General features: G+C 40.6%; 4 protein-coding genes. All 4 read left to right on the forward strand.

All coding sequences use genetic code 11. The annotated features are described in order from the left end of the window. The first annotated feature begins 157 nt into the window (after window positions 1–157). From QAS77_RS09940 to QAS77_RS09955, 4 genes are read left to right on the forward strand one after another with little or no spacing between them, the layout of a single operon-like run. Window positions 158–1762: a type II/IV secretion system ATPase subunit gene (locus QAS77_RS09940; RefSeq protein WP_305065318.1), complete on the forward strand. Its 1605-nt coding sequence runs from the start codon at window positions 158–160 to the stop codon at window positions 1760–1762. A 32-nt stretch (window positions 1763–1794) separates the two neighbouring features. Beyond that, a complete protein-coding gene (locus tag QAS77_RS09945; protein ID WP_305065320.1) occupies window positions 1795–3621 on the forward strand; it encodes a type II secretion system F family protein in 1827 nt (608 codons plus the stop codon). Window positions 3622–3630: 9 nt separating this feature from the next. After that, window positions 3631–4002 (forward strand): type IV pilin N-terminal domain-containing protein, encoded by a 372-nt coding sequence (locus QAS77_RS09950; RefSeq protein WP_305065321.1) that lies wholly within the window; start codon window positions 3631–3633, stop codon window positions 4000–4002. After that, complete coding sequence (locus QAS77_RS09955; RefSeq protein ID WP_305065322.1) at window positions 3999–5126, forward strand: DUF7289 family protein; 1128 nt, start codon at window positions 3999–4001, stop codon at window positions 5124–5126. Before QAS77_RS09950 ends, QAS77_RS09955 begins: the two co-directional genes overlap by 4 nt. Window positions 5127–5791: the final 665 nt, after the last annotated feature.

Here is a 5791-nt window from a genome sequence, read left to right on the forward strand (position 1 = left end):
GTATACTCAAAACAATTGCCAATGAACCCTTGATCAAGGGTTCCTTTTTTTATTGTATGCAAATTGTAAAAATGTATACATCAAGTCAATTTGACCAAAGGGAGAATTTTCTTGGTGCGATACATGTATATAAAAGGAGGGTGGTTAAAAAATAACCATGATACCGATCACAAAAAACGTAAAAGCCCTATCATCAAGGCTTCTATCTTTTAAAAAACATAAAGAACATCATTTATATAACCCCGCGGCTGACGGGGACCTTGTTTCTTTTACTCCATCATCTGATCTTGAAGAGCTTGAACGGTACTGGATAGATGAACCTTATTCATTCATTTCCATAGTGAAAACAAAACAAAAAGAGGTTGAGTATAAGGTCATCGAGCCAGAGTTGGATAGTTTTGAGATTTTGCTGATTGAAGAGATCCATGATGTTCTCAAGGACGTACTCACGCTGGAAGGTGTGTGTGATATCGACAATATCAATTCTATTGATAAATGCAAGTTACTAAGAGAAAAAACAGAACAGGTACTTTCTGAATATGCTGAACTTGAAATAAAGTCTTTTGAAAAGATATTTTATTACGTGAGGCGGGACTTTATAGAATTCGGAAAGATCAGCGCAATCATGCGCGATCCGAATATCGAGGATATCTGGTGCAATGGTGTAAACATGCATATTCATGTTTTTCACATTGCTTATGGAAGCATTCCTACCAACATTGTATTTAACACCAGTGACGAACTCAACTCGTTCGTGATGCGAATAGCACAGCAAAGCGGGCGTCACCTTTCTGCATCCACCCCGATATTGGATACGGTGATGCGCGATGGCTCCCGCATCAACATAACCTATGGTCAGGAAATAAGTCCCAACGGAAGTTCATTCAGCATAAGACGACTAAAAAAAACACCGTTGACGCCTTTAGACCTTGTTGCATGGCACACATTCTCATCAGAAATGATGGCATACTTCTGGTTCTGTGTGGAAAACCATAGGAATATCATATTTTGCGGGAGTACTGCTTCCGGAAAGACATCATCACTGAACGCTATCGGTATGTTCATACCTCCAAATAAGAGAATCGTCTCACTTGAAGATACAAAGGAAATTCAGCTGCCCCATGACAACTGGATTTCCACCATTACCAGGGATGGCATCTCCACTGACAATATTGGCAAGGTCGACCTTGATGACCTGCTTCGTTCCTCGTTAAGGCAACGACCGGAATACCTGATCGTGGGGGAAGTAAGAGGTAAGGAAGCACAAACCCTGTTCCAGGCAATGAATGCCGGACATTCCACCTGCTCTACGTTCCATGCAGGTTCAGCGTCGGAGGTCATAAATAGGTTCACAAATCCCCCTATAAACATACCAGAAGCGATGTTCTCGGCTCTTGATATAATATGTGTCCAAATAAACGCCTATAATCTGGGAGTTGAGAAACGAAGAGTGGCAGTTGTTTCCGAAATCGTAAGAGTGGCAAATACGATTGAAACAGAGGATTCATTTGTATGGGATCAAGTAACTGATAGTTTCGAAAATAAAGCATCTCATGTACTTGAAAAAGGTTCTAATGTACTTGAAGATATCAAACGAACAAGAGGATGGAGCAATGAAGATCTTAGAGCTGACCTTAACAGGAGAATGTTATTTTTAGATTCCCTCATAGCAAAAGGAATTCGGGATTATGAAAGTGTTGCTCAGTGGATAAACTTGTATTACAAAGATCCTGAAAAAGTATTATCCGACCTCTCATCTTAAGAACAATCTGGAAAAAGGAACAGTTTGATCCCTTGAATCCCATAAGTGCGGTATACGATATGAATTTCATCAGACGATATGTAAAGAAAAACCCGGAAAAATATTACAATCTCCGCAAAAACCTCCGGGCAGCAAGAATAGGCATACCCTATCCGGCATATGTCAACAGATCTTATTCATATGCAGCAGCGGCTGTTTTTGTATCTTTTATTTCACTCTGTATTTTGCTACAGCAGAGAATATTCCCGTTTCCAGAACTTTTACAGCGGTACATTCCGATTTATGGTTTTTTAATTGTCATTCCACTTCTTATCGGGTATGTCGTTTTTAAATTCTTGATGTTCTACCCGAAATTCACAGCCGCATCCCGCAGGACCAAGATAGATGTGGTGCTGCCCCATGCAGCTGCTTTCTGCTATGGGATGGGGAAAGGTGGCATTCCTATTTATGAGATTTTCAAGGAACTTGCAAAAAACCACCATATCTATGGTGAGGTGTCCAAGGAAGCATTATATATCGTCAGGGATGTGGAACTGTTAGGCAGCGATATAATCACTGCAATAAAAAACGCAGCCAGGACAACACCATCCGAGAATTTCAGGGAATTCCTTGAAAACCTCGTGCCAATGGTTGAAGGCGGCAGCAATGCCCACCAGTATTTTTCAGTGAAAATGCACCAGTATTTTGAACATGCAAAGAAAACACAGGAAATGTTCCTCAAAAACCTTGAACTTCTATGCGAAGTCTATGTTGTTGCCTTTGTTGCAGTCCCGATCTTCCTTTTGGTCACACTTGTTACTATAGGATTTCTCCAGACGTCGCAAGCACCGTATATTTTCCAAACACTATTTATCGGACTTCCCGTAGGCTCGATTGCCATGATCATCATAATCGATTCGATATCGCCAAAAGAAGATCTGGATATGAAGCAAGTGAACGATACCAGTATCAAAAGGACTTTCTTTGTGGAGAGGGAAATAATCAATGAAGCGGAATATACACACAAGATAAACAAGTACGAAAGGAAAAAACTGTTTAATAAATTTAGTAAATATATAAAAAATCCCGGATCCATATTTTATGAAAATCCTCTACGTGCGATGTTCATAGGAATACCGCTTATGTATATCCCGTTTTTACTGCCTGACCTGAGTCTGGATAAGCAGCTTCTACTTGCCGCTGTACTCGTAATGATCCCCCTCTCGATCGCTTATGAGTTCAAGATGAAAAGGCTTACAAAAATGGATAAGGCTATTCCCGATTTCCTGCGAAGACTTGCCGAGATGAACGAAATCGGGCTCACACTCAAACATGCCATCGGTCTGGTGTTAAAATCCGATATAGGACTTCTTTCAAGGGAAGTCCGGAGGATGTGGCTTGACATGGAATGGGGATGCGAAATGAAAGAAGCACTGATACGTTTCGAAAACCGTATTGGTACGCCTGCGCTTAGAAGGGCTATTACGCTTATCGTAAAAGCAAGTGAAGTAAGCAATGACACTAAAAATGTCCTTTTGATAGCAGCAGATGATGCCGAAAATACGATTCGGTTACGAAGAGACAGGTTTGATACGGCGTTTGTCTACCTTGCAACGATCTACATAGCATTTGGCACTTTTATTTACGTTTGCTATTCATTTTCCATGCAGTTCATGCCTTCCATAACAGCACTGGGCACAAATACCATGGCTACTGCAAATATAAATTCAACAATGTTCGCAACATGTGGGATATTAGGATTATTCTCAGGTCTTATAACCGGACAGATGGCAGAAGGCCGCCTTTTATTCGGACTTAAGCACTCGGTGATCTTTCTACTAATGACATATGTAGCGTTTACGATATTAATGGGTTATTAGGTGATAATTTTGGCTTCTGAAATGATAGGGGAAATGTTGAAACTTTCGATTGCGGTAATGCTTGTTGCAGTGCTTTCGATGTCTGTTTACGCCCTGCTTCCGGATGAGCGGGTGCCTTATGTGGAAATTGAGTTAGTAGTCAATGAGACAAATTCGAGTATCATCGATATAACTCATGTGGGTGGTGACCCCTTGAAAGCATCAGAGGTGAAAATCGTCGTTAAAAATGAAACGGGATATCAGGACGAGCATTTGCTTCCTGATCAGGTCTGGAGGTTCCCACAGACAATTCATTTGACCACTAACCTGATGAACGTATCCGAGGTCTCAGTCATACATCTAAGGGCAGTACTTGCAATTGCCGAGGTGGAACAAACATGAAACCAATGTCTGTGAATAATGATGCGGTTTCGACAGTGGTTTCTGCAATACTTATCCTTGCGGTAATCACTACATTTATCACAGCGATAAATGCCTATTATATTCCATCTCTTGCTGCTGAACATGAAATTAAACATATGCAGGAGGTTCACAGCAGTTTTACCGAACTTGCTGCAAAAACCGGCTCTGATTGTTCAAACGCAAAGGTCTTTATCCCACTGGGGGATGGTGGTCTGCCCCTTATGTCTTCGTTATCCTCAAGCGGAACACTCACTATTGAACCTGAGTATGGGTGGGTAAACGTCTCATTAACAGGTATCCATGATGCAGAAAAAGTGGTAAACGGTCACACAACCATAATAAACATAACCACTGTTTCAGACCTCATCTTCACAATGAAATATATGGAAGCTGGCAATTACACGGTAAAGATCAACAACGATAACAATAACAAAACGTCTATCTACATCAGGTCTTCCAACAACAAGAAGGTAGTGGTGGAAACCACTGATAATGGAAGCCTTTCATCCCATGATGTTTTTAAGGACTGGGTGATGGGGGATTACTTTAGCATGGATGTCTTAAATCCAGCCTACGGTTTTTCTAATATGCTGGACAATGCCCCACAACCGTTCTCATTGACATTTGAAGGACCCTATTATATCAAATATGATTGTACAGAAGATTATATGAATATGAGTACCGGTTATTTCAAATACAGGGCTTCAAATAATTTCTGGATTGACCAGGAACTTGTTTACGAAAACGGGGCAGTGATACTCAAGCAGGGTCCGGATTCGATAATACGATCCTTACCTTTTATGACAGATGATGGCACAGAACTTGATCTATGCATTTTCGATATCATTGGAGGAAAGAAAAAGTCTGTAAGCGGAAACGGTGCTTCAACTGTTAATATCAAGGTGGAAAACAGCAGTGAGTATCGATACGGTAACGTGCAGAACACCACTGTCACGATCACGTCAAAATCACCGCAAGCTTGGGAAACTCATCTATTGGGAATGACAAACATTGTCAGTCGAAACAATAATACAGTTATTGCTTGGATCAATAATAAAGAAGTAATTATTACAACATCAAATATTAAAATTGATATTCCATAATTTTATGGCTGATGTTTTCACAATAAACTACTGTCGCGTCAACTTCCAACTGTCGATTATGAAGGGTATAGATCATATGGCATAATTTTCTAAACTCCAAAATGACCTATGGGTTTCTACACAGCGTCGTCAGTGCACAGAACACTCGCAGGTAAATTATGCGTACATATGAGTGTCGATGTTAAAGAGAAAGGCACAGCAATTGACCTAAACTAAATGAAAGAAATCATAGCATCAGTCCCCGCCGCAGGCGGCACATTCCACTGCTAGCAGACCCACAATCCAAATCTACAACCCAAACATGCAATTCTCAGATCTGCAAATACGATACCGCTTGAAAAACGTTTTGTAGTGTATATATTTTATAAAGATATACTCCGAGTAAATCTGAGCGTCAGCGAGGATTTTCTCGTTTCATATTCATGGTGTAGGAACGTGCCGCGCTGCGCGCGTGTGGTCGCGCCGTTTTTTGCATCTGTCTTGACCCATTCCATCTAGCGACATTGTATGGTTAACTCGACACTACTCGATAATGCTCAATTTATCCTGTATGTGTTTTCTCATATCAAGTAAACTTTATTTTTTTGCAAAATTGACCTATCAGCAATTTGGGTTTTTAGAAAATTCACACTCTGCGAAATAGAGGGAACAACTTATATCTATGT

Origin of the sequence: Methanococcoides sp., assembly GCF_030594565.1 — an archaeon.
GTDB classification, from domain to species: domain Archaea; phylum Halobacteriota; class Methanosarcinia; order Methanosarcinales; family Methanosarcinaceae; genus Methanococcoides; species Methanococcoides seepicolus.

Bases quoted from the DNA above. Each gene is read 5' to 3' on its own strand.
- QAS77_RS09940 (WP_305065318.1), top strand. From the start codon at position 158: ATGATACCGATCACAAAAAACGTAAAAGCCCTATCATCAAGGCTTCTA.
- QAS77_RS09955 (WP_305065322.1), top strand. From the start codon at position 3,999: ATGAAACCAATGTCTGTGAATAATGATGCGGTTTCGACAGTGGTTTCT.